This window comes from Agreia pratensis, assembly GCF_900177685.1.
In the GTDB taxonomy this organism is placed as follows: domain Bacteria; phylum Actinomycetota; class Actinomycetes; order Actinomycetales; family Microbacteriaceae; genus Agreia; species Agreia pratensis.
Genome location: NZ_FXAY01000001.1, coordinates 529,302 through 552,185, shown reverse-complemented (window position 1 = coordinate 552,185; position 22,884 = coordinate 529,302). Strand labels below are relative to the sequence as shown.

The window sequence follows — 22,884 nt, the reverse complement described above, 5'->3', positions numbered from 1 at the left end:
AGAAACTGGCATCGTGGCCGATACAGACTCGATCTTCGTTCCGACGATCAGCGGCACGTTCTATCGTGCGATCGATCCGAGCTTTCGCGAGTTCGCGATTGCAGGATCGCGTTCTGCGGGGCGCTACTCGAGGGAGCACGAGCCGACGCTGTATCTGAGCTCCTCGATCGACGGCGTCGAGGCGGCGATGATCGCCCATAAAGAAGCTCGGTCGAAGGCGCGTGAGATTGTCGAGCTCGATGTCGAGGCGGCTGGCGTCGTCGATCTGCGCGACTCGAATGCGCTCGAGGCGCTCGGCATCGACCTTGCTGACGCGCTGGCGCCCTGGCAGGACATCGCCGCGGCCGGAGGTACTCCGGCGTCGTGGATGGTCCGCGATCGGTTGCTCGAACTCGGCGCGAATGGTGTGATCGACCCTTCGCGAAAGCGCCTGGGACTCTGGCATCTGGTGCTGTTCCGTTGGAACGAGGCCGATGCGCCGATCGTCCGGTTGGCCGTCTGACCGAAACGCTAGAGCTGCGTCAACAGCCGGGCGCGTGCGGCGTCGTATTCGTTGTTGCTGATGGTGCCGGCCGCGCGCAGCTGTTCGATCTTCTCGAGCCGCGCCTCGACGCTGGGTTGGGAACTGAGAGCGTCGCTGTCTAGCAGCTTCGTGGCGATGTCGGTCTGCATGGTGAGCGGGTTGTGCCCGGCCCGGCGCGCACGCCTGACGTTGGCGACCACACTGACGATCCCAAAGACGAAGACCACAGCGATGATGCCGCAGATGATCCAGAAGATGATCGGCATGAAGTCGGCGGTCGTGCTTCCAGGCATAGTGCTTCCCTTCTCTCGATCCCTTCATCCTGCCCGTGGTCAGCCCCGAATGGGGGTCATGCGGAGGAAGCTCGGAGGTAGCTCAGGCGTCGATGATCGCGATGAAGCGTGTGCCGAGTCCGTCGAGTTCGCTGCGTTTGAGGCCGGCGGCGGGCAGGGGCACGTCGCCGATGCTGTGATGTTCGCACGTCAGGTACGTGAACTCGGGCCACCATTTCTTCGGCCGCACCGCCTCCTCGAAACCGCACACATCGCAGCGCAGCTGCACCCAGACGGCCTTCTTGCCCGTGCGATTCGCCCGCGACTGTGCCAGCCACGGCGGGGGGTTGTCGTTCAGCTCGTCGAGTTCGGCTTCGGAGATCTTGGCAGCGATGCCGTGTCTGCGCGCCATCTCCATCGAGATGTCGAGGCGGAGGGCGGCTTGACGTCGAGTGATCATTGTCAGGCAAGGATAGTTCGTCCCGTCAGGGCATCCGTTGGATTAAGCTCGCAGGGTGCCCACACTTCAGACTCCGTACGAAGATTTGCTGCGCCACGTGCTCGAGACGGGGGCTGCGAAGTCCGACCGTACCGGCACGGGAACGACCAGCGTCTTCGGCGCCCAGCTCCGCTTCGATCTGAGTGAGGGCTTTCCGCTCATCACCACCAAGCGGGTGCACTTCAAGTCGATCGCCTACGAGCTGCTCTGGTTCCTGCGCGGTGAGAGCAATGTGGGCTGGCTGCGTGAGAACGGTGTCACGATCTGGGACGAGTGGGCCGACGCCGACGGCGAACTCGGCCCGGTCTACGGCGTTCAGTGGCGCTCATGGCCGACGCCCTCGGGCGGCCACATCGACCAGATAGCCCAGGTCATCGAGACGCTGAAGAGCGACCCCGACTCGCGGCGCATAATCGTGTCGGCGTGGAACGTCGCAGAGATCCCCGAGATGGCCCTCGCCCCCTGCCACGCCCTTTTCCAGTTCTACGTCGCCGACGGCAAGCTCTCGTGCCAGCTCTACCAGCGCAGCGCCGACCTGTTTCTCGGCGTGCCGTTCAACATCGCGAGCTACGCGCTGTTGACCCACATGGTGGCGCAGCAGGCGGGCCTCGAGGTGGGTGACTTCATCTGGACCGGCGGCGACTGCCACATCTACGACAACCACGTCGACCAGGTCACCGAGCAGCTCACCCGCGAGCCCTACCCGCTGCCCAAACTCCGCATCACGCGCACTCCCGACAGCATCTTCGACTACCGTTACGACGATTTCGAGGTCGTCGACTACGTGCACCACCCCGCCATCAAGGCGCCCGTCGCCGTATGAGCGTGGCGCTCATCTGGGCCGAGGCCCGCGGCGGAGTCATCGGCGACGACGGCACGATTCCCTGGCACCTTCCAGAAGACCTCGCGCACTTCAAAGAGGTCACGCTGGGCGGCACGGTTGTGATGGGACGGCGCACCTGGCAGTCGCTACCCGAGCGCTTCCGGCCCCTTCCCGGGCGACGCAACGTCGTGCTGACCCGCGATCGCGACTTCACCGCCGACGGCGCCGATGTCGAGCATTCGCTCGACGAGATTCTGGATGCGACGGGTCGCGACGATTCGTCGGCTCCCGTCTGGGTCATCGGCGGCGGTGAGATCTACTCGCAGGCCCTGCCCCGAGCATCCCGTCTCGAGGTGACCGAGGTCGACCTCGAGGTGGCCGGAGACACCCGGGCGCCCGCCGTCGACCCCGCCGTTTGGAGCCCTGCCGAGGCGACGGACTGGCTCGAGTCGCGCACGGGCATCCGCTACCGCTTCGTGAGCTACGACCGCCGCCGTTAGCGCCCTCCGCGCTGGTCACCTCGCCCGCCGCTGGACCCACGCTCTGCGACATCTCACCGAGCTAACACGTTCAGTTGTGATGGTGAGGTGGCGCATCTGGCGAGTTTGCCCGGGTGAGAAGCCGCCGTCTGCGTCATCTCACCGCTGGGGGGCTTCGTCGCGGGCGGTGCGGCGCCAGTCGTCTTCGAGCATCCGGGGCCGTGCGACGACTCTGCCCGCGACGGCGATGACGACGAGCGTGACGAGAAGGAACACGAGGGGTGCGGTCCAGCCTTTAGACAGGTCGTGCAGAACGCCGACGAGCAGCGGGCCGAGCGCACCGAGCGCGTAGCCCACACCCTGTGTGAATCCGCTCAGCGCGACGGTCCCCTCCGGCGTGCGGCTTCGGAGGCCGACGAGAACGAGCACGAGGGGGAACGTCAGAGGTCCAGCGCCGATGAGCGCCACCCAGATCCACGGGAGCGCGGCCGGAGCGAGGAGCAGCCCGAGATATCCGGCCGCGAAGCAGGCGAAGCCGAGCGCGATCAGCGGCGAGACCGATCGCATCCGGCTCGCCAGAATCGGCACGGCGAGGGAGAACGGAATGCCCATGCCGGCGTACAGCGAGAGCAGGATGCCCGCCTGCGCAGGAGATACGCCGGCGAGGTCGGTCAAGAGCTCGGGAAGCCACGCGAAGGCCGCGTAGACGTTGAGGCTCGTGGTGCCGAAGAGCAGGCCCATCGACCAGGCCAGAGGCGACCGCCAGACCCGGCCGACGACAGCCGACGAGATCTCCGGCAGAACGTCGTCGTCTGTAAGCGCCCCGGATGCCGCGGCCGCCCGCATCGCCGCGGACGTCGCCCGGCGGTCGCGCATCCAGAGTGAGAGCCAGGGGATGATCGCCACCGCAGCCAGCGCTGCCCACATCGAGACGCTGACGCGCCAGCCGAGCGAATCGGCGATCGGTACGGCGACGAGCGGCGGGATCAGACTGAACAGGGCCATGATCGTGACGTACATCGAGGTGATCGGGCCGATCGAGGCGGGGAAATACTTCTTGACGACCGGCGGGAGAACCACGTTCGCCACGCCCATGCCGGCGAAGGTGAGCACGCTCGCCAGGGCGAGAACGGCGTAGTTCGGCGCGAGGCCTCGAGTGAGGTGCCCGATCAGGATGGCGCCCAGCGCCGTGATCAGCAGGGTCTCGAGGCGCAGGTGCCTCCTGAGCGCGGGCGCGAGCAACCCGAAGACCGCGAAACAGAGGGGAGGGAGGGTGCCCAGGAGGCCGACGCCCACACTGTCGAGAGAAACGTCGACACTGATCTGGGAGAAGATCGGCGACAGCGCGGCCACGGCGGTGCGCAGATTGACGGCGACGAGAACGATGCCGACGAGAGCGAGCGCTCGGCCGCCGGCTCTCGCGGAGGCGGCCGACGCCCGGCGCGGAAGATCTGGGCTGGTCGACACCGGCCAAGTCTAGGGGGATGGCAATATTCGATCTTTCCCTAGGGTGTGTATATGACCGTTCCCTCTGGTGAGCCCTCGGCTACTCCGTCTCTGCGTTCCCTGCTCACCGACAAGATGGGGGCACTGGCCATTCGCAGTGGCCAGATCATCATCGTTCTCGCGTTGGCCGTGATCGTGGTGTTCGCACTCGTGCAGCTGAAGCTCGTGGTGATTCCCGTGCTGATCGCACTCATCATCGCGGCGGCGGCGTCTCCCGTCATGCGGTTGCTCAAGAAGCGCGGCATGTCGGCGATTCTCGCGACCTGGCTCACGCTGCTCGCGGGCATTCTGGTGATCGGTGGCCTCGTCACGCTCATCGTCTTCGCCGTGCGCGGCCAGTGGGACACGTTGGCGTCGTCGGCCAAGGATGGCCTCGATCAGCTGCAGAATTTCGTGACGAACGGCCCCATTCCGGTCGACGCATCGCAGATCGAGTCTGCCAAGCAGGCGCTGATCGACTTCGCGACGAGCAGCCAGGCCGGATCGGGTGCGCTGGCCGGCGCATCCGTCGTCGGTGAACTGGCCACGGGCGCGGCGCTGGCCATCGTGATCCTGTTCTTCTTCCTCAAAGACGGCCCCGCGATCTGGGCGTTCTTCCTGCGCCCTTTCCGCGGTCACCGCAAGGCCCGTGGCGAGCGGATCGGTGCCACTGCGGTGCGCGTTCTCGGCGGCTACGTTCGCGGAACTGCCATCATCGCCTTCGTGGATGCGGCCGGTATCGGCATCGGCCTCGCGATTCTCGGCGTTCCCCTGGCGCTGCCGCTGGCCGTGATCGTGTTCGTCACCGCGTTCATCCCGATCGTGGGAGCCACTGCCGCCGGAATCCTTGCGGCCCTCGTCGCTCTCGTGGCGAATGGGCCGCTGGTCGCTCTGATCGTGGTGATCATCGTGGTGGTCGTCAACCAGCTCGAGGGCAACTTCCTGCAGCCCGTGGTCATGGCGCAGTCGCTGAAGTTGCACCCGCTCGTCATTCTGGTCGCCCTCACCGCGGGAACGATCCTCGGCGGTATCACGGGAGCGGTGCTCGCTGTGCCGATCGCGGCCGTGGGTTGGGCCATCATCAAGACCTGGAATGTCGACGAGCCGAGCGCTCCCGCCCGGGAGCTTAGGCAGCCCGAAAAGCCGTGAATCCGGGCTTTTCGGCCTCCAATGGCGAGGTCGGCTGGCATTCTTGAAGCCTCAACGGCGAGCAACTGCATTGCTTGTTCGTCGTGAAAGGTCTCCCATCGCATGGCCCTCTGGTCTGTCTTCTTCGTCGCGCTCGGAGTCTCGGCCGACGCATTCGCTGTCGCGCTCGGCAAGGGCATGCACATGCGCCGCTTCAACCTGCGCAACGCGCTCATCATCTCTACGGCGTTCGGCGTCTTCCAGGCCGTCATGCCGGTCATCGGGTGGCTGCTCGGCACCCAGTTCGCGTCGTACATCACAGGCATCGACCACTGGGTCGCTTTCGTCCTACTCGGCCTCATCGGCGGAAAGATGCTGTGGGAGGCGTTCTCGAACCCCGAGGACAAGGAAGTCGACGACCGGCTGAAGATTCGCGAACTCCTGGTGCTCTCTGTGGCGACGAGTGTCGACGCGCTCGCGGTGGGCCTCTCGTTCGCGTTCCTGGCGATCTCGATCACGGAGACCGCCATTCTCATCGGTGTGACGACCTTCGTTCTCACCTTCGCCGGAATCCTGATCGGCCACCGGGCGGGAGTGAAGTTCCGCCGCCCGGCAGAGATCGCCGGCGGGCTCATCCTGATCCTCATCGGCACCCGGATCCTTCTCGACCACCTCGGGATTCTCTGATGCTCGCCCTATGGCGGGCGGTCTGAGGCTGCTCAGACTCCGTCGAGGCGCGCGGCGACGTCGGCGGGGAACCCGCCCGTCGAGACGGGGCTCCAGCGCGTGGGTGTGATGCGCAGCAGCGACTTGTTCTGCAGAGCCATGGCGGCGCGGTACTCCTGCCAATCGGGGTGCTCTCCCGAGATGCTCCGGTAGTAGTCGACGAGCGCGTCGGATGCCTCGGGCATGTGCAGCACCTCGGCATCGCCGTCGACCTGAATCCAGGCATCGTTCCAGTCGTCGGAGAGCACCAGCACCGAGACGTCCGGGCGCCGCTCAGCGTTTCGCGTCTTCGCGCGACCGGGATACGTCGAGATCACGATGCGGCCCTCGGCGTCGACCCCGCCTGAGACCGGCGACATCTGGGGCCGGCCGTCTGCGCGCGTCGTGGCGACGAGCATCCGGTGTCGTGGGCGCACGAATTCGAGCATGCCCTGGCGGTCGACGGAGGTATTGGTGGAGATCGTTCGTGCCATGCGACAAGGCTATCCGCCCGACGCTAGGCGCTGTCGGCCGCGGCGCGCTCGCGGAACGCGATCATGTTCACCCGGTTGCCGCAGCGCACGCTGCAGAACCTCTTCGATCCGTTGCGCGACAGGTCGACGAAGATTCCCTCGCAATCCGGGGCTCCGCAGGTGCGCAGGCGGGTCATCTCATCGCTGCGGATCACGTCGACGAAAGCCAGCGACGCCTCGCTGAGAATGCGTTCGGCGAGAGGCTCATCGTCTTCAGACGCGTGCAGATGCCAGTCGAGTGCGTCGTGACGAACGAGCTGGGGGAGTGCCCGGGTCTGCCGCAGCATGGCGTTCACCTCGACCGCGGCCGCGTCGCGGTCGAGACTCCAGACGTGTCTGAGCTGCGTGCGCACTCGATGCACCTCGGCGAGTTCGCGCTCGTCGCGGTCGAAGCGGCCCGTGTAGCCGTGGGTATCGAGAAGCCCGGTGAGCTGAGCGGGCGTGCCGATCTCGTCGGCTCCGCTCCGGGAGGCGCCCGCGACCGTATTTCCGAGGGTGACGATGAAACCCAGAATGTCTTCGGTGTCAGGGGCAAAATGCAAATTGACTCCTTACTCGATCTGAGACTAGCGTCTGGATCAGAGCACCACAACAGCCGGTGAAAGGGAATCGCATGCCACGGTCGTCGACCTCAGCAGGTCTGGTCATCGCCGTCATCGCGGCCGCCACATTCGGCAGCTCCGGCGCCCTCGTGAAGCCTCTGCTCGAGTCCGGCTGGAGCCCGGCTGCCGCGGTCACCGTGCGCGCGCTCGTGGGAGGCGTCGTGCTGGCGCCCTTCGCCATCCTGTTTCTGCGCGGCCGTTGGTCGGCTCTTTGGCGCTCGCGGGGCAGGGTGCTCGCGATGGCCCTCATCGGCGTAGCGGGAACCCAGCTTCTCTACTTCGCCGCGATTCAGCGCATCCCCGTGGGCACCGGCATTCTCATCGAGTACATGGCGCCGCTGCTGCTCGTCGCCTTTGCGTGGGCGCGCACGCGCCGGATGCCCAAGGCCGTCGTTCTCATAGGCTCGGTCGTCGCGCTCGTCGGCCTCGTCATGGTCGTGTCGCCCGGTGGCACGTCGAGTCTCGACATACTCGGACTGACGCTCGCCGTCGGGGCGATGGCGGGATGCGCCGTGTACTACCTGATCGCAGCGCAGCCCGACGACGGTCTTCCCCCTGTAGCTCTCGCTGCGGCCGGTCTCCTGATCGGTGGCATCGCGCTCGGCGCCGTGGGGCTGACAGGCTTGGTCCCGTTCACCGTGACCTTCGATGATGTCGCTCTCTTCGGCACCGCGGCGCCCTGGTGGATCCCGCTTCTGCTCGTCGGAGTGGTCTCGACTGCGGTCGCCTACGCGACGAGCATCACCGCCACCCAGATGCTCGGTTCGAGGCTCGCATCGTTCGTCGGCCTGCTCGAAGTGGTCGCCGCCACGTTCTATGCGTGGCTCCTGCTCGGTGAGCAGCTGACTCTGCCTCAGCTGCTCGGCGGCGTGCTCATCCTGGTCGGAATCGGGTTCGTGCGCAGCGAGAAGACGGATGCGCCGATCGAGCCGGCGTCGGTGGATCTGATGACAGCGCCCTCGGCCGGTGCGCCGGTGACACCACCCGGGCGAAGCGGGTAGTGTCCACTGCAGATCAGCATCGACGAGGAGTACGACCATGGCAGAACTCAGCATCACCCGTTCGTTCGCAGCGACGCCGCAGGCGGTCTTCGATGCGTGGACCGATCCCGAGAAGTTCGCGGTGTGGTTCGGTACCGACGGGGTCGATGTGCCCGCCGAGACCCTGTCGATGGACGTACGCCCCGGCGGCTCATGGAACGCGGTCATGAAACTGCCCGACGACACATCGATCAGCTGGGTGGGCGAGTACCTCGAGGTCGATGCGCCGACCCACCTCGTCATGACGATCACAGACAATCCTGCGCTCGACGCGCGCGGTGTTATCACAGTCGACCTCGCAGAGATCGGCGGCAGCACCCAGATGATCATGACGCAGGACTCTCCGGGCTTCGACGAGGGCCAGCTCGAGCAGACCGTCATCGGATACAACGCGTTCTTCGACGTGATGGGCACCCTGGTCGCCGAGAGCGAGTAGTGGAGTCGCAGCGAATAGTCGCAGCCTGCGAGCTCGTCGACGAAGCGTTGCAGTACGAGTCGTCGTGGCAACGCGCAGAGGAGCACCGTGCGCTGATCGGCGAAGGCATCGGCTTCTACGGCACGTCGGTGGGTGCCATCCGAGCGACTCTTCGCGACACGCTGCGCCGATTCGCCGAACTCGGGCACGACGAGATCACCGCCCTGAGCTCGCTGCTCTGGGAGGCCGACGTCTACGAACGTCGGCTCGCCGCGGTCATCCTTCTTCAGACACATGTCGACATGCTCGTCGTGACTGATCTGACGCGGCTCGAAGGCTTCCTCCGATCGAGTGCTGTCGATGAACTCGCTCTCGTTCTCGCACGCGATGTGATCCGCCCTCTCGTCGACTCGTTCGACGGCCGGGATCGTGTGCGTGCCGATGCGGTCGTCGCTCGATGGACACAGAGTGAGGACCCCCGTGTCCGCGGTGCCGCGCGGGTCGCTTCGTCTGATTCCTGAGTGTTTGCCGACCGCGGAACATCCGACGAGTCATACCGGTTCTACCTGATAACCGCGGCAGCCAGCCGCGCACCAACAAGGAGACGACAGTGTCAGCCCAGTACGTCAAGAGTCCCGAGGCGATAGCCCGCCTCACCCGGCAGCAGCGCCGCGTAACGCAAGACGACAAGACAGAGCCCGCCTTCCAGAACGAGTTCTGGGACAAGAAAGACGCCGGCCTCTATGTCGACGTCGTCTCGGGAGAACCACTGTTCGCGTCGACCGACAAGTACGACAGCCGTTCGGGCTGGCCCAGCTTCACTGTCCCGATCGATCCCGAGAACATCGTGATCAAGACAGACAAGGCCTTCGGCATGGTGCGCACCGAGGTGCGCTCCGCCCATGGCGACGGCCATCTCGGACACGTCTTCGACGACGGCCCGGTCGAGGCCGGGGGTCTTCGCTACTGCATCAACTCTGCGTCACTTCGTTTCGTCGCAGAGGCAGACCTCGAGAAGGAGGGCTACGGTGATTACCGCGGCCTGTTCACGACATCCACACCCACCGCATCCACAAGCACCGAGGAGATCTCACGATGACCACGACCACTGAAACCGCCATTCTGGCCGGCGGATGCTTCTGGGGCGTCCAGGACCTGATCCGCAAGCGCCCGGGAGTTATCTCCAGCCGCACCGGATACTCCGGCGGCGACACACTCAACGCGACCTATCGCAACCACGGCTCGCACGCCGAGGCCCTCGAGATCGTGTTCGATCCCTCGCAGATCAGCTACCGCGACCTGCTCGAGTTCTTCTTTCAGATTCACGACCCGTCGACCAAGAACCGCCAGGGTAACGACGTGGGCGAGAGCTACCGCTCGGCCATTTTCTACACCTCCGACGAGCAGAAGCAGGTCGCGCTCGACACGATCGCCGATGTCGACGCATCCGGTCTGTGGCCCGCCAAGGTCGTCACCGAGGTCGAGCCTGCGGGCGACTTCTGGGAGGCCGAAGAGGAGCACCAGGACTACCTGGAGAAGTACCCGAACGGATACACGTGCCACTACGTGCGCCCGGGGTGGAAGCTGCCCCGCAGGGAGCAGTCGGTCGCCTAACGACTGATTCTCGGCAGAAAAATCGCCGGGTTCACCGCGTTACTTGCGCGGTGAGCCCGGCTTTTCTGTTCTGCGGCGAAGCGCTTTGGTGACGAACCCGTCTACGGCGAGAAGCAGAAGAGCCCATGGCCCGACAGCCGGCACGAGCACGGCGAGCACAAGAGCGATGGCGAGCGCGATGGCTGCGACGACGCCACCGGTAAGGCGTGCAGTGCCTCTCGTCTCGGGAGTCTGCAGAGACGGAGTGCGCGTGACGTGCCACTCCATCGCCAATGCGGCCAGACAGGTGATGAGCATGTTGCCGATGTACAGGCCGGTGGTCGCCGGATCGCTGCTGTCGGATGTTCCGATCAGGCCGGTCGTGAACGGCAGCAGGACGATCGACACCATCCATACCGCGTTCGCCCAAAAAAGAGGTGCATCGAACGTCACGAGATTGCGCATGATGTCGTGATGATTGAGCCAGAATCTGCAGATCACGAAGAATCCGAGGAGCAGCAGAAGAATCTGGCCGCCGCTTTCGGCGACGATCTCGCCGAGCGTGGGCATGCCTCCTTGAGCGGCGTTCTCAGCGAGGGGCAATACGAGCAGGGTCGCAGCGATGGCGACGACCGCGTCACTGAAGGTGACGAGTCTGGCAAGGTCGCCGGGGGTCTGCTCAGTCAGGGCGCTGCTCCGTGGCAGGAGCCTTGCTGGCCGGTTCGATCAACATGACCAGAACTGTAGCGCGCACCCGGTCAATACTCGAGTTCGAAATCCGGGTAGACGGCGGCATCGCCAGAAATCGCGGTGATCGGTCGGTGAAGTGACGCAATGCGTTCGCGCAGCTCGGTGACCTTGGAGGAGTCATCGAGGCCCTCGGCTGTCTGCGTTGCGGGTGTGCAAAAGATCTGTGTGGTCGGGCCCAGCAGGATGTTCGATTCATCGATCTGACCGTTCACCAGAATGGGCACGGTGATCAGGTCGGACCGCCCGACGCGGGCCAGTGCCAGGGCGTAGTCGAAGACGGCCGTGCAGACCTCGCGACCGACGACCAGGGTTCCGCCCCCATAGTGAAGCTCTCTCATTCGACTACTTTCGTTCGCCCATTGCTCGGGTGCAATGGGGTTGCACGTGCTGCTGCCCATGGCTATGGTCAGCCTAAATCGTTCACTCCGTGAATATTTCGGATGGCCGGGGTCGACTCCGTGGTCAGTTCGAGTCGGCACGACGGTTATCAGCGGCGTGAGCGCCGTGCGCGACGGCGTTCGCGCCAGCCCATAGCCCTGTAGGCGGCCTCATCGCGCTCCCGAGCCTCCGTGTATTGCCTGTATCGCGCATCCCGTCGTTCGCGCCAACCCTGCACCTCAGCGTCGATGTCGCGTGGTGTCGTGACCACGGGAGGCCCGCCCTGCAACTGCCGACGCGCCTCGATGATGCGCGCGTTGAAGTCATTCAGGATGCTTCGAACAGCGTCTTCTGACGGAGCGCCGTCGAGTCGCTCTTCGAGCTGAGCGTCCTCCGTGCGCAGCGTCAGGGCTGGCGGCCCCAGGCCGGTGAGACGCTCGCGCTCGATCTTCTGCCTGATCCACCAGTTGGGGTCATAGGCGTTCTGCAGACCAGACAGCGGCTTTCCTGCACCGGGCAGATCGTCGAAATCACCCCGCCGCATGGCCTGCTGAATCGAGATCTCGACGATCTGCGCCCGCTGCTCCATCGTCGGCTGGCCGGCGTCAGTGGTGTTGTCGCGCTCACTCTCGGGGGTCAGCTTGTCGACCTGGTAGCGAGCGACGTTCAGTCGCGAGTCACGAGGTTCCGTGGTGCCGCCCATGCATCAAGCCTACGAGTGATCACCCGTGTGCCAGCAGTTCGAGCCCCACGACCGCTGCGCCGACGGCGAACTCCGCGCCCAGCACGACGAGGCGTTGCCACCAGGCCAATTTCACCCGGCGCGCGGCGAGGAAGCCGATGGCGATCAGCGAGATGGTGAGTGCGATGGTGGATGCGCGCAGCGCCGCGTCGACGCTCCAGCGATCAAGAGCGGCGAACCCGATGAAGACAAGAGGGAGCACGGCCGTGGCGAAGGCACCGAAGCTCACCGCTGCCATCCGCCGGATCTCCGCGGCCGTCGGCACAGCCGCGTGCACGGCGAGGTGCGAGACGACGTCGGCCACGAAGACTGCCAGCAGAGTGCCGATCACGGTGATACTGAGGGTCGATGCCGCCTCGCCGGCGCTCAGCTCATCAGCGGAGTGCGACCGCATTGCCAAGACGACCGCGAGGCTCGTGAAAGTGACGTAGACGCGCTCCTTCAACGCCTCCGCGCGGTGCTCCGGGGAGACGGTCGCCGGATCTCTCCGCACTGTCGCTACTGCGTTGGGGCGGGCAGCGATGCCTCGATCACCTTCAGGATCGCAGGATCATCGGGTTCTGTTCTCGGGCTGAAGCGGTGCACAGTGCCGTCGGGGGTCACCACGAACTTCTCGAAGTTCCAGCTGATGCGCCCCGACTTGCCGTTGACATCGGGCGTCTTGGTGAGCTCTTTATAGAGCGGGTGCGCATTGCGCCCATTCACCCTGATCTTCTCGAAGATCGGGAAGGTGACGCCCCAGGTCATCGAGCAGTATTCCTGGATCGCCTCGTCGGTGGAGAGTTCCTGGAGGAATTGGTTGCTCGGGAAGCCGAGCACCGTGAAGCCCTTGTCGCCGTAGGTCTTCTGCAGCGTCTCGAGCTTCTCGTACTGCGGTGCAAGACCGCAGCGGCTCGCCACGTTGACGATCAATCTGACACCGTCGAACGCACCCAGCGTCGTTGATTCGCCGGTGGTCGTGGTGATGGGGATGTCGTCGAGATTCATAGCCTTGATCCTAGGTTCTGTGGGTGTGAATCACTCGGGAACCGCCGGGCCGAAAGCCCGGCGGTCAGCGGGCTACTTGCGCAGTTCGAGGTACTTCGCGATCAGCGACTTGCTCGACGAGTCCTGGCTCTCGAGTGCGGCAGCATCGCCTGCGACCGCGGGTGTGATCTGCAGTGCGAGCTGCTTGCCCAGCTCGACGCCCCACTGGTCGAACGAGTCGATGCCCCAGACGGTGCCCTCCACGAAGACGATGTGCTCGTACAGGGCGATGAGCTGACCCACAACGCTCGGCGTCAGGGCAGGAGCGAGGATCGAGGTCGTCGGCTTGTTGCCGGCGAACTCACGGGCGGGAACGACGGACTCCTTGGTGCCCTCGGCGCGCACCTCGTCGGCCGTCTTGCCGAAGGCGAGCGCCTTGGTCTGCGCGAAGAAGTTGGCCATGAACAACGTGTGCACATCTTGACCTGGTTCGACGCCCGCGCCGTCGCCGGTCGCGTCTTTCAACGGATGCGCCGGGTTGGCCACCGCAATGAAATCAGCGGGAATGAGGCGGGTGCCCTGGTGGATGAGCTGGTAGAACGCGTGCTGCCCGTTCGTGCCCGGCTCGCCCCAGAAGATCTCACCGGTGTCGCTGGTGACGGGCGAGCCGTCCCAGCGCACGCTCTTGCCGTTCGACTCCATGGTGAGCTGCTGCAGATACGCGGCGAAGCGGTGCAGGTACTGGGCGTAGGGCAGCACAGCATGGCTCTGGGCGCCGAGGAAGTTCGTGTACCAGACGTTGAGCAGGCCCATGAGAACCGGCACGTTCTCGTGGAGTGCGGCGGTGCGCATGTGCTCATCGACGGCGTGGAATCCCGCGAGGAATTCGCGCCAGTTGTCGGGGCCGATGGCGATCACGACGGAGGTGCCGATGGCGGAGTCGACCGAGTACCGGCCGCCTACCCAGTCCCAGAACCCGAAGGCGTTCTCGGGGTCGATCCCGAAGGCCTCGACCTTGTCGAGAGCCGTCGAGACTGCCACGAAGTGCTTGGCGACGGCACCCTTGCGTGCCTCGTCGGTGTCCTCGAGAACTCCGACCGCGCTCAGCTCGGCCCAAAGCCACTCGCGTGCGAGTCGGGCGTTCGTGAGGGTCTCGAGGGTGCCGAAGGTTTTCGACGCGACGATGAAGAGTGTGGTCTCCGGGTCGAGGCCCGCCGTCTTCTCGTAGACGTCGTTGGGGTCGATGTTCGAGACGAAACGCGCCTCGATGCCGGCCTGCACATAGGGTTTCAGCGCCTCGTAGACCATCACGGGGCCGAGGTCGGAGCCGCCGATACCGATGTTGACGACAGTCTCGATGCGCTTGCCCGTGACACCGGTCCACTCGCCTGAGCGGACCTTGTCGGCGAACGCGTACACCTTGTCGAGGGTTGCGTGCACGTCGGCGTCGATGTCCTGACCATCGACGATGAAGCCCTTGGGCGGCACGAGGCCCTCTCCGTCTTTGGGGCGGCGGAGAGCGGTGTGCAGTACTGCGCGGTCTTCGGTGACGTTGATGTGTTGGCCTGCGATCATGGCCGCATAGCGACCTGAGACGTCGACGTCTTTCGCGAGCTGCAGCAGGTTGGCCAGAATCTCTTCGGTGACGAGCCCCTTCGACAGATCGACGGTGAGGTCTGCAGCCTGAAAGGTGTAGCGCTCGGCGCGGAGGGCGTCGTCTGCGAACCATCCGCGAAGGTCGGGCGAGAAGCCATCGGCGATCGCAGCGAGGTTCTTCCAGGCATCGGTGGTGGTGGGATCGACGGGAGCAGATTCGGTCAAGGGGGTTCTCCAGAGTGCCGGCGGCGCGCAGCCCGCGACTCTCGCGGCGATGCGAGGCGGGCCACAGACAACCCTATTCCTGTGCGGGCGTCCTTGCGACGTCTGCTTGCAGCCTCGATGCCTCGTCGCCGCTGGAACGCACACGACTAGACCGCGCGCAGCGGAACCGCCTCGGGCCGCTCGACCGTGCTGGCGATCGTGATGGTCTCGCGTCGTGCGCTGGAGAGCTGGATCGCGTCCATGATCTCGAGCACATGCAGGCCGAGTCGGCCCGAAGCGCGGTGCGGCAGGTCGCCAGCAATCGCATCCGCGAGGTCGGCGAGGCCTATGCCGCGACCCGTATTGATGTAGCCGGCGGAGTCGGGGAGGGTCTCCCACTCGCGGGTCCCGCTTCGCGCGAGTTCCACGGGTTCGGAGAACTGGTTCGGATCGGGAACAGCGAGGGTGCCGGCTGAGCCGTAGACCTCGAAAAGCGGAGAGCGGGTCTTCCAGATTTCGAAGCTCACGGTAATGGTCGACGAGACACCACCGGCGTGCTCGAGCAGTGCGGTGACGTGGGTGTCGACCGAAACGGGGATCGGGGTGCCCTCCAGCGCGCCCGAGCCGACCGTGCGCATCCGGTTCGAGCGGCTCGTCAGGCCGCTGACCCGCACGACCGGCCCGAAGAAGTGAACGAGTGAGGTGAGGTAGTAGGGGCCCATGTCGAGCAGCGGCCCGCCGCCCGCCTGGTAGTAGAAAGCGGGGGCGGGGTGCCAGGCCTCGTGCCCGGGCGACGACCAGAAGGCCTGCGCGGCGATCGGCTCGCCGATCAGCCCCGAGTCGATGGCACGGCGAGCGGTCTGGATGCCTGTACCGAGCACCGTATCGGGCGCGCTGCCGAATCTCAGGCCGAGTTCTTCGGCGAGATCGATCATCGATGCGGCCTCCGCCGCATTCAATCCGAGGGGTTTCTCTGCGAAGACGTGCTTACCGGCGAGAAGGGCGCGGGTGCCGATCTCGACGTGAGCGGCCGGAATGGTGAGATTCAACACGGCATCGACCTCGGGATCGTCGAGCAGCTCGTCGACCGTCAATGCACGCACGCCGTGTAGTTCGGCGACCTCTCTGGCGCGAGCCTCGTCGAGGTCGGCGACGGCCACGAGCCGGAGACCGGGAAAACCGGGAAGGTTCGCGAGGTACTGCTCGCTGATCTTTCCGACGCCGATGATGCCGACGGTCAGCGGGATGCCCACAGGAGTCCCCTTTCGATGATGGTCTTGACGTTGGGATTCTGGAGGATCTCGACGCGGTGGCCTGGCGTCGAGACGAAGATGCGCCCCGCGCCCCAGTTTCTGGTCCAGATGGCGGGTGATGTGATGGGGCGATTCCAGGGATCCCACTCCCGCACGGCCTGGGTGGTGGTGGCCAACACATCGTTGTAGTCGTCGTGCAGTACCCAGTACTGCTCGGTCACCAACTCGAAGTCGCTGATGCCGCGTGTGATCGGGTGAGTCGCCGCGGCATCGGTCATCTCGATCATGTGGGGAACATAGTTGTCGGATTGCTCGCCCGTGCGCTCGCTCGGGCGCTTGCCGGGGTGCGAGGCGAACTGGCCGCCGACCATCTGGAGGTAGTCGGAGTTGTTGCGGTACGAGTCGGCGATGCCGCCGTGCCAGCCCGCGAAGCCCGTGCCCGCCTCGATCGCAGCCCTCAATCCGGTGAACTCCGCAGCCTCGATCGACGACATCGTGTTGAGCTGCACGATGAGATCGACAGTGGGCAGATACGAGTCGTCGGCGTAGACAGCCGGCGATTCTTCGACGCGAACCTCGTAGCCGTTCGCCGTCAGGAAGGGCAGAAACATCTCTGTGGCCTCGACCGGCTGGTGTCCGTCCCACCCTCCCCGCACCACGAGGGCGCTCTTCGCCGGAGCGGTCTGTTGTGTGTCAGTCATCGTCATCCTTGAGGTGCTGCATCGCGCTCTGTGGGGCACGGCATAATTTGCGCAAATTAGGCGGAGCTATTCGCGGGTCTTTATTCATTCTGACCCAGTGATGAATGCGAATCAAGCCCTCGGTGGCGCGCGCCTGAGTCGAAACTTGCGCAACTTTTTGTAGAGTCGAGGTATGTCGTCACCAATCGATCCAGCGCGGGCGCCGACTCTCGCGCAGATCGCCGCTCGCGCAGGAACCAGTGTGCCGACCGTCTCGAAAGTGCTGAACGGGGGCACCGATGTGTCAGACGCGACGTGCCGCCGCGTCATGGCATCCGCGCAGGAGCTGGGATATCGGCGCAAGACGCGCACTCGCGTCGGCGACGACAGGCGACTCTCCGTTCCGCTCATCGATGTCGTTGTGAAGCAGGTCGAAGGAAGTTGGATCAGCGGGGTGTTGGAGGGCGTCGAGGCAGCCGCCGCGGCCGACGGAGTCGACGTCGTCCTCAGCGTCGCCCGTTCCGATGACGACTGGATGCGCCGCCTGCTCAGAAGACCTTCGCTGGGGGCGATCATCGTTCTCGTCGATACGACCGCGGCGCAGTTGAACATGCTGACGACGGCGAACATCCCTGTCGTGGTCATCGATCCGATCAGCCGGCCCCCGGCAGACATCGCGAGTATCGGCGCGACCAACTGGGACGGTGGACGCCTTGCCGCAGAGCATCTGCTCGAGCTGGGGCATACACGGATCGGGGTCGTCGGTGGTCGGCGCGCAGAGCTGTCGAGCAGCGCGCGAATCGATGGTTTCGTCACAGCGCTCAGAGCGGCGGGGGTCACTGTTCCGGCGAAGTGGCTCGCATACGGCGACTGGGATCGAGAGCAGGCGCACCGGGTTGCCGCAGCCATGCTCTCGTCGAGCGCGAGCAGGCCGTCGGCGATCTTCGCGTGCTCCGATTTCATGGCGCTGGGCGTCTACGATGCTGCCCGCGATGCTTCCTTGTCGATCCCGGGGCGAGTGAGCATCGTCGGTTTCGACGACATCCAGGAGTCGGCATGGGCGACACCGCCCATGACCACCGTGCGACAGCCGATCGTCGAGATGGGCGCGGCCGCATTCCGGATGCTTCGCGAAGCCGACCGCACTTCGACACCCGGCCCGCCCGGCGGCTCGGCCATCCGGATGGAGCTCGAGACTCGACTGATCACACGCCTCTCGACCGGTCGACCCTGATAAGGCCGGCGAAGCTCGGCCGACCGCTCGACGAGCACGACTTTCCCACCGTTCTGCGGTCGGAGGGCGACTGCTCGGGCGCCGAGTAGAGCGTTGCGTACACGCCGCACACGTCATCGGTTAGGATAGTCAGGTTCGTAAGAACTCAGGTGGCGTACTCAAGCGGCCGAAGAGGCACGCTTGGAAAGCGTGTATAGGGCAACCTATCGAGAGTTCGAATCTCTCCGCCACCGCCGATACCCCTGATCGAAGGCTCCAAGCCATCGGTCAGGGGTTTTCTGTTGAGCCGCGCTACTTCACTCTGGTGAAGGTGAAAAAGGTGTCAGGATCCGTCGCCGTGAACGACATCGTCAGATCTTTCCGCTCGCCCGACAGACGCATGTGAAAACCGAAGCTCGTCACGGATGCCGGGTCGGGAACACCCGCACTCGACCCTTCGCTCTCGCGCCAGTCGGCAAACGATAAGACCACGTCTCGAACCTTGGCATCCGACTGCCACGTGCCTTCACCCGAGAATGTGCCGGTGGCGTCCAATAGCGTCCACGGATCCGCGGACATGTCGTCGATCGAGAACGACCCGTCCGCGCGTACATCCAGAGTTCCGCTGCCGCTCTCGGAAGTCCACGAGCCGATGAGGTCGGAATCTGCGATCGGTCTGTTCGCGTTCGTCGTGATGACGATCACGATGATCACCGCTCCGAGAACGGCGACAGACACGAGGCCGATCAGAAGCAGGCGTAGAGACCGCCGCCTCACGATGTCGATGGTCGTCAGTACCGGGCCCTCGTGAGGGCCTCGGCCACCGGGTCGTCGCCCTCGATCGCCTCGAACTGGGCGTGCAGTCCCACCCCGTCGACGAGGCTGTAGTACACCAGCTGGGCCACATCGGCGCGGGGGATCGAGCCGCGGCCCGTGCTCTCGGCGAGGTGCACGAGACCGGTTCCGGGGTCGTCGGTGAGAGCGCCCGGGCGAATGATCGTCCAGTCGAGGTCGCGCTGGCGCACGGCCGAATCTGCCTCGCTCTTCGCGCGCAGGTACACCTGGAAGACATCGTCGGAATCCGGCTCGAACGAGTCGGCCGACATGGCCGAGATCATCACGTAACGACGGATGTCGGCGATCACGGCCGCGTCGGCCAGCAGCACGGCCGCATCCCGGTCGACGGTGAGCTTGCGAGCCGCCCCCGAATCGGCGCCGGCGCCGGCGGCGAACACCACGGCATCCACCCCGGCGAGATCGGTTGCGAGCGTCTCGGCCGAGATCTGTTCGAGATCAAGGACGACAGGGATGCCGCCGACCGCGAGCAGATCACCCGCCTGGTCGGGGTTGCGGATGAGGCCGATGGCCTCATGGCCGGCCTCGCTGAGGAGCTTCTGGAGGATGAGGGCGATCTTGCCGTGACCACCGGCGATTGCAATACGCATGCATCCAGTACACCTCAGTTCGCGAGCAGCACACAACCTCGCGTAAAGTGGTTGACGGCTCCCCGCGTGGCGCCATCCAGGCCAACTCCCCCAGGACGGAAACGTAGCAAGGGTAACCGGGCTCTGGCGGGTGCGCGGGGGGTCTTTGATCTTTAAGGTGGCACGGGCTTTAAGCTGGTTAGGCACGCCTATCCCGCGTAAAGAAAGTAGCGATGTCACAAAGCATCTACGTTGCGTCCGCCGAGGGTCACTCGGGAAAATCCACAATTGCGCTCGGGGTGCTCGATACCCTCTGCCACTCGCTGCAGAGGGTCGGAGTCTTCCGGCCCATCGCGCGCTCGGTGGCCGAACGCGACTATGTGCTCGAGATGCTGCTCGCGCACGACGGTGTCGAGCTGAGCTACGAGCAGACCATCGGCGTCACCTACGACGACGTGCACAACGACCCGGATGCCGCTCTGTCGGTCATCGTCGAGCGATACAAGGCGGTCGAGCGAGAGTGCGACGCCGTGGTCATTCTCGGATCCGACTACACCGACGTCGGCAGCCCGAGCGAGCTCTCGTTCAACGCCCGCGTCGCGGCGAACCTCGGCGCTCCCGTGCTGCTGGTGCTGGGTGGACGCAAGGGTCAGGGATCCTCAGAGACGCTCGGTTACTCCGAGTCGCGCACGCCCGACGACATGCGCCAGCTCACGGAGTTGGCCTTGGTCGAGCTCAAACTTGCGCACGCCACACTGCTCGGCATCGTGTCGAACCGCGCCGACCCCGAGCGGCTCGACGAGATCCGGGATGCGATCGGTTCCGCCATCGACAGCCCCGTATCTGTTCCGATCTGGGCCATTCCCGAAGACCGCGTTCTGGTCGCCCCGACCATGCAGCACCTCGTGGAGGCCACCGCCGGCTCGCTGCTCTCGGGAGACCCGAGCCTGCTCAACAGAGAGGCGCTGGGCGTCGTCGTCGCCGGAATGTCGATGGTCAACGTTCTGCCGCGCCTCACCGAGAGCGCCGTCGTCGTGATTCCCGCAGACCGCTCCGAGGTGCTGCTCGCGGTTCTGATGGCGAATGCCTCCGGAACCTTCCCCTCGCTCAGCGGCATCATCCTCAATGGTGGCTTCGAGCTTCCGGAACCGATCACGCGGTTGATCTCAGGCCTCGACTCGACTCTGCCGATTGTGACGACTGACCTCGGAACCTACGACACGGCGCTGCGCATCACCTCGACCCGCGGACGCCTGGCCGCCGACTCTCAGCGCAAGTACGACAGTGCGCTCGCCCTCTTCGAGCAGCACGTCGACGGCGCCAAGCTGCTCGAACTGCTCGACGTGAGCTCGTCGACCGTGGTCACGCCGCTGATGTTCGAATACGGGCTCATCGACCAGGCCCGTCACGTGCGCCGGCACATCGTTCTGCCCGAGGGCGACGACGACCGCGTGCTGAAGGCGGCGAGCACGGTCCTCGCTCGCGGCATCGCCGAGCTCACCATCGTCGGAGAAGAAGACGAGGTCCGCACGAGGGCCGCCGGTCTGGGGCTCGACCTCGAGGGCGCCCACATCGTGAGCGTGTTCGACGAGAAGTACCGCCAGCCGTTCGCCGAAGAGTATGCCCGGCTGCGTGCGCACAAGGGCATCACCGTCGAGCAGGCGCGTGACACGGTCACCGACGTGTCGTACTTCGGAACCATGATGGTGAAGCTCGGCCTCGCCGATGGCATGGTCTCGGGCGCGGCGCACACCACGGCGCACACCATCCGCCCGGCGTTCGAGGTCATCAAGACCCAGCCCGGCGTATCCGTCGTCTCGAGCGTCTTTCTCATGGCGCTCGCCGACCGGGTGCTGGTCTACGGAGACTGCGCGGTGATCCCCGACCCGACGGCCGAGCAGCTGGCCGACATCGCCATCTCGTCGAGCGCGACGGCGACGCAGTTCGGAGTGGAACCGCGCATCGCGATGCTCTCGTACTCGACCGGAACGTCGGGCTCCGGCGCAGAGGTCGAGAAGGTGCGCGCCGCCACCGGCTTCGTGCGCGAACGTCGGCCCGACCTGCTGGTCGAGGGGCCGATCCAGTACGACGCCGCAGCGGATGCCGCGGTGGCGGCCACGAAGATGCCCGAGAGTCAGGTGGCCGGTCGCGCCACGGTCTTCATCTTCCCCGACCTCAACACCGGTAACAACACCTACAAGGCTGTGCAGCGCAGCGCCGGAGCGGTAGCCATCGGCCCCGTTCTGCAGGGGCTCAACAAGCCGATCAACGATCTGTCGCGCGGCGCACTCGTGGCCGACATCGTGAACACCATCGCCATCACGGCCATCCAGGCGGCTGCTCAGCCGGTCGATGTGGTCGCAGTAGAAGGAGCCTGAAGCATGAGCGCGATCCTCGTAGTGAACTCCGGTTCATCGTCGTTCAAGTACCAGCTCATCGAGATGACCACCGAAGAGGTTCTGGCGTCGGGCCTCGTCGAGCGCATCGGAGACGAGACAGGGCACTCCAAACACAGCAACGGTCAGGGCTCGACCGAGCTCGACCTGCCGATCCGCGATCACTCGCAGGGCTTTCAGGTGATGCTCGAGGCGTTCCGGGCGAACGGGCCGTCGCTCGACGAGCATCCGCCTGTCGCGGTCGGGCACCGCGTTGTTCATGGTGGAAAGCGGTTCTTCGAGGCGACCGTAGTGACCGAGCTGGTCAAGATAAACATCCAAGACCTGGCAGAGCTGGCGCCCCTGCACAACCCGGCCAATCTGCAGGGCATCGAGGCGGCACAGAAGGCGTTCCCGGCTGTGCCGCACGTGGCCGTGTTCGACACGGCGTTCCACTCGACACTGTCGCCGGCCGCCTACACCTACGCGATCGACAAGGAGCTGGCCGAGCGTCACCGAGTGCGCCGCTACGGCTTTCACGGAACCTCGCACAAGTTCGTCTCCGAGGCGGCGGCGGAGTTTCTCGGCCGCCCGCTGGGCGACACGAAGACGATCGTGCTGCACCTCGGCAACGGCGCGTCGGCCTGTGCCGTCTCCGACGGAAAGTCGGTGGAGACATCGATGGGGATGACGCCGCTCGAAGGCCTCGTCATGGGCACCCGCTCGGGCGATCTCGACCCAGCCGTGCTCTTTCACCTGCACCGCAAGACGGGCCAGTCCTTCGACGATCTCGACACCCTGCTCAATCGCGGAAGCGGCATCCTGGGGCTCTCCGGCCACGGAGACATGCGCGACATGGTCGCCGCGGCGAACGCGGGTGACGTCGATTCGCAGGCTGCTCTCGATGTCTACCTGCACCGGCTGAAGCAGTACGTGGGCGCTTACGCTGCGCACCTGGGGCGGCTCGACGCGATCGTCTTCACCGCGGGCGTGGGGGAGAACACCCCGCTGATCAGGGCCGGCGCGCTGGAAGGTCTCGGCATCCTGGGCATCGAGATCGACGAGGAGCGCAATGCCTCGCCCGAGCGCGGACCGCGACTCATCTCGACTGATGCGTCGCGCGTGGCCGTGCTCGTGATTCCGACGAACGAAGAGCTGGAGATCGCGCGGCAGACGCTGGCCGTGATCTGATTCGGTGCAGCCCGG

Annotated in this window: 28 protein-coding genes, 1 tRNA gene and 1 other RNA gene; 15 read left to right on the top strand and 15 right to left on the bottom strand. The window is 65.3% G+C overall.

Annotation, left to right across the window (positions count from 1 at the left end; genetic code table 11):
* Positions 1 to 13: 13 nt before the first annotated feature.
* Positions 14 to 502: an RES family NAD+ phosphorylase gene (locus B9Y86_RS02655; protein ID WP_085482661.1), complete on the top strand. Its 489-nt coding sequence runs from the start codon at positions 14 to 16 to the stop codon at positions 500 to 502.
* Between the two features lie 8 nt (positions 503 to 510).
* On the opposite strand, the gene B9Y86_RS02650 is transcribed toward B9Y86_RS02655, so the two are convergent.
* Together B9Y86_RS02650 and B9Y86_RS02645 are read right to left on the bottom strand one after the other, a co-directional pair.
* Positions 511 to 816: an SHOCT domain-containing protein gene (locus B9Y86_RS02650; protein WP_085482659.1), complete on the bottom strand. Its 306-nt coding sequence runs from the start codon at positions 814 to 816 to the stop codon at positions 511 to 513.
* An 82-nt stretch (positions 817 to 898) separates the two neighbouring features.
* The gene (locus tag B9Y86_RS02645; RefSeq protein WP_085482657.1) at positions 899 to 1,255 is read right to left on the bottom strand and encodes a hypothetical protein; all 357 of its coding nucleotides are present in this window, start codon (positions 1,253 to 1,255) and stop codon (positions 899 to 901) included.
* A 55-nt stretch (positions 1,256 to 1,310) separates the two neighbouring features.
* Here B9Y86_RS02645 and B9Y86_RS02640 point away from each other — a divergent pair, with 55 nt between their 5' ends.
* Positions 1,311 to 2,117 (top strand): thymidylate synthase, encoded by an 807-nt coding sequence (locus B9Y86_RS02640; protein ID WP_085482655.1) that lies wholly within the window; start codon positions 1,311 to 1,313, stop codon positions 2,115 to 2,117.
* Positions 2,114 to 2,617, top strand: a complete 504-nt coding sequence (locus B9Y86_RS02635; RefSeq protein ID WP_085482653.1) for a dihydrofolate reductase — start codon at positions 2,114 to 2,116, stop codon at positions 2,615 to 2,617. The genes B9Y86_RS02640 and B9Y86_RS02635 overlap by 4 nt, the downstream gene beginning before the upstream one ends.
* A 138-nt stretch (positions 2,618 to 2,755) precedes the next feature.
* Here B9Y86_RS02635 and B9Y86_RS02630 read toward each other — a convergent pair whose 3' ends face one another.
* Positions 2,756 to 4,063, bottom strand: a complete 1,308-nt coding sequence (locus B9Y86_RS02630) for an MFS transporter (RefSeq protein WP_085482651.1) — start codon at positions 4,061 to 4,063, stop codon at positions 2,756 to 2,758.
* A gap of 51 nt (positions 4,064 to 4,114) precedes the next feature.
* Here B9Y86_RS02630 and B9Y86_RS02625 point away from each other — a divergent pair, with 51 nt between their 5' ends.
* Positions 4,115 to 5,230, top strand: a complete 1,116-nt coding sequence (locus tag B9Y86_RS02625; protein ID WP_085482649.1) for an AI-2E family transporter — start codon at positions 4,115 to 4,117, stop codon at positions 5,228 to 5,230.
* A gap of 102 nt (positions 5,231 to 5,332) precedes the next feature.
* Positions 5,333 to 5,896: a manganese efflux pump MntP gene (locus B9Y86_RS02620; RefSeq protein ID WP_085482647.1), complete on the top strand. Its 564-nt coding sequence runs from the start codon at positions 5,333 to 5,335 to the stop codon at positions 5,894 to 5,896.
* 32 nt (positions 5,897 to 5,928) lie between these two features.
* On the opposite strand, the gene B9Y86_RS02615 is transcribed toward B9Y86_RS02620, so the two are convergent.
* Together B9Y86_RS02615 and B9Y86_RS02610 are read right to left on the bottom strand one after the other, a co-directional pair.
* On the bottom strand, positions 5,929 to 6,408 hold the full coding sequence (locus tag B9Y86_RS02615) for a PPOX class F420-dependent oxidoreductase (protein ID WP_085482645.1): 480 nt from the start codon (positions 6,406 to 6,408) through the stop codon (positions 5,929 to 5,931).
* 23 nt (positions 6,409 to 6,431) lie between these two features.
* Positions 6,432 to 6,989 carry a CGNR zinc finger domain-containing protein gene (locus B9Y86_RS02610; protein ID WP_085482643.1) on the bottom strand — a complete coding sequence of 186 codons (558 nt, stop codon included), beginning with the start codon at positions 6,987 to 6,989 and terminating at the stop codon, positions 6,432 to 6,434.
* 71 nt (positions 6,990 to 7,060) lie between these two features.
* Between B9Y86_RS02610 and B9Y86_RS02605 the strand changes: the two genes are divergently transcribed.
* The 5 genes from B9Y86_RS02605 to msrA all read left to right on the top strand — a co-directional run bounded on the left by B9Y86_RS02605 (position 7,061) and on the right by msrA (position 10,118).
* Positions 7,061 to 8,050, top strand: a complete 990-nt coding sequence (locus B9Y86_RS02605) for an EamA family transporter (protein ID WP_085482641.1) — start codon at positions 7,061 to 7,063, stop codon at positions 8,048 to 8,050.
* 37 nt (positions 8,051 to 8,087) lie between these two features.
* A complete protein-coding gene (locus B9Y86_RS02600) occupies positions 8,088 to 8,525 on the top strand; it encodes an SRPBCC family protein (RefSeq protein ID WP_085482639.1) in 438 nt (145 codons plus the stop codon).
* The gene (locus B9Y86_RS02595) at positions 8,525 to 9,025 is read left to right on the top strand and encodes a DNA alkylation repair protein (protein WP_244894599.1); all 501 of its coding nucleotides are present in this window, start codon (positions 8,525 to 8,527) and stop codon (positions 9,023 to 9,025) included. Before B9Y86_RS02600 ends, B9Y86_RS02595 begins: the two co-directional genes overlap by 1 nt.
* 89 nt (positions 9,026 to 9,114) lie before the next feature.
* A complete protein-coding gene (msrB, locus tag B9Y86_RS02590) occupies positions 9,115 to 9,603 on the top strand; it encodes a peptide-methionine (R)-S-oxide reductase MsrB (RefSeq protein ID WP_085482637.1) in 489 nt (162 codons plus the stop codon).
* Positions 9,600 to 10,118: a peptide-methionine (S)-S-oxide reductase MsrA gene (gene msrA, locus B9Y86_RS02585; RefSeq protein WP_085482635.1), complete on the top strand. Its 519-nt coding sequence runs from the start codon at positions 9,600 to 9,602 to the stop codon at positions 10,116 to 10,118. The genes msrB and msrA overlap by 4 nt, the downstream gene beginning before the upstream one ends.
* 39 nt (positions 10,119 to 10,157) lie before the next feature.
* On the opposite strand, the gene B9Y86_RS02580 is transcribed toward msrA, so the two are convergent.
* The 8 genes from B9Y86_RS02580 to B9Y86_RS02545 form a co-directional block, all read right to left on the bottom strand.
* On the bottom strand, positions 10,158 to 10,784 hold the full coding sequence (locus tag B9Y86_RS02580; protein WP_280522296.1) for a TMEM175 family protein: 627 nt from the start codon (positions 10,782 to 10,784) through the stop codon (positions 10,158 to 10,160).
* Between the two features lie 71 nt (positions 10,785 to 10,855).
* The gene (locus B9Y86_RS02575) at positions 10,856 to 11,185 is read right to left on the bottom strand and encodes a hypothetical protein (protein WP_085482631.1); all 330 of its coding nucleotides are present in this window, start codon (positions 11,183 to 11,185) and stop codon (positions 10,856 to 10,858) included.
* Positions 11,186 to 11,334: 149 nt separating this feature from the next.
* Positions 11,335 to 11,928 (bottom strand): DnaJ family domain-containing protein, encoded by a 594-nt coding sequence (locus tag B9Y86_RS02570; RefSeq protein WP_085482629.1) that lies wholly within the window; start codon positions 11,926 to 11,928, stop codon positions 11,335 to 11,337.
* 19 nt (positions 11,929 to 11,947) lie between these two features.
* Positions 11,948 to 12,460: a hypothetical protein gene (locus B9Y86_RS02565; RefSeq protein WP_085482627.1), complete on the bottom strand. Its 513-nt coding sequence runs from the start codon at positions 12,458 to 12,460 to the stop codon at positions 11,948 to 11,950.
* Between the two features lie 5 nt (positions 12,461 to 12,465).
* The gene (locus B9Y86_RS02560; RefSeq protein ID WP_085482625.1) at positions 12,466 to 12,954 is read right to left on the bottom strand and encodes a glutathione peroxidase; all 489 of its coding nucleotides are present in this window, start codon (positions 12,952 to 12,954) and stop codon (positions 12,466 to 12,468) included.
* Between the two features lie 72 nt (positions 12,955 to 13,026).
* Positions 13,027 to 14,754, bottom strand: a complete 1,728-nt coding sequence (pgi, locus tag B9Y86_RS02555; protein ID WP_085482623.1) for a glucose-6-phosphate isomerase — start codon at positions 14,752 to 14,754, stop codon at positions 13,027 to 13,029.
* A gap of 146 nt (positions 14,755 to 14,900) precedes the next feature.
* On the bottom strand, positions 14,901 to 15,986 hold the full coding sequence (locus tag B9Y86_RS02550) for a Gfo/Idh/MocA family protein (protein ID WP_085482621.1): 1,086 nt from the start codon (positions 15,984 to 15,986) through the stop codon (positions 14,901 to 14,903).
* On the bottom strand, positions 15,971 to 16,687 hold the full coding sequence (locus tag B9Y86_RS02545) for a ThuA domain-containing protein (RefSeq protein ID WP_410371422.1): 717 nt from the start codon (positions 16,685 to 16,687) through the stop codon (positions 15,971 to 15,973). Before B9Y86_RS02545 ends, B9Y86_RS02550 begins: the two co-directional genes overlap by 16 nt.
* 172 nt (positions 16,688 to 16,859) lie before the next feature.
* Between B9Y86_RS02545 and B9Y86_RS02540 the strand changes: the two genes are divergently transcribed.
* Together B9Y86_RS02540 and B9Y86_RS02535 are read left to right on the top strand one after the other, a co-directional pair.
* Positions 16,860 to 17,900 (top strand): LacI family DNA-binding transcriptional regulator, encoded by a 1,041-nt coding sequence (locus tag B9Y86_RS02540; protein WP_085482617.1) that lies wholly within the window; start codon positions 16,860 to 16,862, stop codon positions 17,898 to 17,900.
* A gap of 148 nt (positions 17,901 to 18,048) precedes the next feature.
* Positions 18,049 to 18,133, top strand: a tRNA-Ser gene (locus tag B9Y86_RS02535).
* A 58-nt stretch (positions 18,134 to 18,191) separates the two neighbouring features.
* On the opposite strand, the gene B9Y86_RS02530 is transcribed toward B9Y86_RS02535, so the two are convergent.
* Together B9Y86_RS02530 and B9Y86_RS02525 are read right to left on the bottom strand one after the other, a co-directional pair.
* Positions 18,192 to 18,656 carry a hypothetical protein gene (locus B9Y86_RS02530; protein ID WP_085482615.1) on the bottom strand — a complete coding sequence of 155 codons (465 nt, stop codon included), beginning with the start codon at positions 18,654 to 18,656 and terminating at the stop codon, positions 18,192 to 18,194.
* Between the two features lie 14 nt (positions 18,657 to 18,670).
* A complete protein-coding gene (locus B9Y86_RS02525) occupies positions 18,671 to 19,324 on the bottom strand; it encodes an NAD(P)H-binding protein (RefSeq protein WP_085482613.1) in 654 nt (217 codons plus the stop codon).
* A 53-nt stretch (positions 19,325 to 19,377) separates the two neighbouring features.
* On the opposite strand from B9Y86_RS02525, the gene ffs reads away from it, so the two are divergent.
* The 3 genes from ffs (at position 19,378) to B9Y86_RS02510 (ending at position 22,869) form a co-directional block, all read left to right on the top strand.
* Positions 19,378 to 19,474, top strand: an RNA gene (gene ffs / locus B9Y86_RS02520) — signal recognition particle sRNA small type.
* Positions 19,475 to 19,536: 62 nt separating this feature from the next.
* Complete coding sequence (gene pta / locus B9Y86_RS02515; RefSeq protein WP_085482611.1) at positions 19,537 to 21,681, top strand: phosphate acetyltransferase; 2,145 nt, start codon at positions 19,537 to 19,539, stop codon at positions 21,679 to 21,681.
* Positions 21,682 to 21,684: 3 nt separating this feature from the next.
* Positions 21,685 to 22,869 carry an acetate/propionate family kinase gene (locus B9Y86_RS02510; protein ID WP_085482609.1) on the top strand — a complete coding sequence of 395 codons (1,185 nt, stop codon included), beginning with the start codon at positions 21,685 to 21,687 and terminating at the stop codon, positions 22,867 to 22,869.
* Positions 22,870 to 22,884: the final 15 nt, after the last annotated feature.